Origin of the sequence: Brevundimonas sp. P7753 (assembly GCF_013386595.1) — a bacterium.
Taxonomy (GTDB): Bacteria; Pseudomonadota; Alphaproteobacteria; order Caulobacterales; family Caulobacteraceae; genus Brevundimonas; species Brevundimonas bullata.
In genome coordinates this window covers 1-1,427 of record NZ_JACARP010000112.1, presented here as the reverse complement: position 1 = coordinate 1,427, position 1,427 = coordinate 1, and the positions used below count along the sequence as shown (strand labels likewise).

Sequence of the window (1,427 nt, the reverse complement as noted above, 5' to 3'; positions counted from 1 at the left end):
GCCGGTCCAGCAGGGCGCGGGCGCGTTCCACGATTCGCGTCTGCGGCAGGCTCATCGGTCGGCTCCCAGGGCCAGGGCCAGGTCGACGGCGGGCAGTTCCATGACCGCGCGCAGACAGGTCTCCAGCCCGTCCATGACGGCGTCGTACTTGTCGTGGTCGCGCGCGTCCTCGGCCCAGCGACAGGCGGTCGAGGCGGTGGCGCGGTTCAGGCCGAAGGCGTGGCCCACCCGTTCCAGCGGCCAGCCGTAGGAGACATGGGCCAGGTACATGGCCGACCAGCGGGCGCGACAGGCGCGCGGGCGGGTGCGCTCGCGCCGCAGCATCTCGGTCGCCGGGACCCCGAAGGCGTAGGCCGCCAGATGCAGGGCCGCGTCGGCGCGGATGCGGTCGCCCTCCGTCACCGGCACGCGATAGGGCTCGGCCCGATAGGATTCCATGTCGTCAGTTGCTCCCGAACGTATTTTTTCTGTGGCCCAATCATGTGCGGTGTCGCGGGGCAGGCTAGGAATGTTGTCCTAGTTCACGTCAGAATCGGTCGCTTCGCCTTGTCGGGTGCGGGATCGGCTGTGGACGATTGGACGCGCGGTCGGGGATGTTGCGAACGTCAAGGGGGCAAGGCGCGCGACATGGTTAATAAATTAACGAATCCTTGACTCGGGACTCTCGACGGCGATTCGCAAATCAGCCTAAGCGTTCCATATCGGGACCCGTTAACCCTTCTTAAGGTTTTGACCCGTTAACGTTGGAACAAGGTTACCCGGTCGTCGTCTTCTCGGCGGCTGCAGCCAAGCTTTGCCTGGAGGGGCATGAATGCGCGTCCTGTTGATTGAAGACGATCACGCCACCGCCCAGAGCATCGAACTGATGCTCAAGTCGGAAGGCTTTAACGTCTATACGACCGACCTGGGTGAAGAAGGCATCGATCTGGGCAAGATCTATGACTACGACCTCATTCTGCTGGACCTGAACCTGCCCGACATGAGCGGCCTTGAGGTTCTGCGTCAGTTGCGCGTCGGCAAGATCAATACGCCGGTCATGATCCTCTCGGGCAGCCACGAGATTGAAACCAAGGTCAAGACCTTCGGCGGCGGCGCCGACGACTATCTGACCAAGCCCTTCCACAAGGACGAGCTGATCGCGCGCACCCACGCCGTGGTCCGTCGCTCCAAGGGCCACGCCCAGGCCATCATCCACACCGGCGAGATCGCCGTGAACCTGGACGCCAAGACGGTCGAGGTGGACGGTCATCGCGTGCATCTGACCGGCAAGGAATATCAGATGCTGGAGCTGCTCTCGCTGCGCAAGGGCACGACCCTGACCAAGGAAATGTTCCTGAACCACCTCTATGGCGGCATGGACGAGCCCGAGCTGAAGATCATCGACGTCTTCATCTGCAAGCTGCGCAAGAAGCTGGCGACGGCGGCGA

The 1,427-nt window shown here is 63.1% G+C and carries 2 protein-coding genes; one reads left to right on the top strand and one right to left on the bottom strand.

The window, feature by feature from the left end; genetic code table 11:
• Window positions 1–51: 51 nt before the first annotated feature.
• On the bottom strand, window positions 52–438 hold the full coding sequence (locus HX774_RS17420) for a chromosomal replication initiator DnaA (RefSeq protein ID WP_178828729.1): 387 nt from the start codon (window positions 436–438) through the stop codon (window positions 52–54).
• A gap of 373 nt (window positions 439–811) precedes the next feature.
• On the opposite strand from HX774_RS17420, the gene ctrA reads away from it, so the two are divergent.
• Window positions 812–1,427 (top strand): response regulator transcription factor CtrA (gene ctrA, locus HX774_RS17415; protein ID WP_178828728.1); only part of this gene is annotated, 616 nt, incomplete at its 3' end.

Coding starts and splice junctions, on each gene's coding strand:
- HX774_RS17420 (WP_178828729.1), bottom strand. CDS start 438: ATGGAATCCTATCGGGCCGAGCCCTATCGCGTGCCGGTGACGGAGGGC.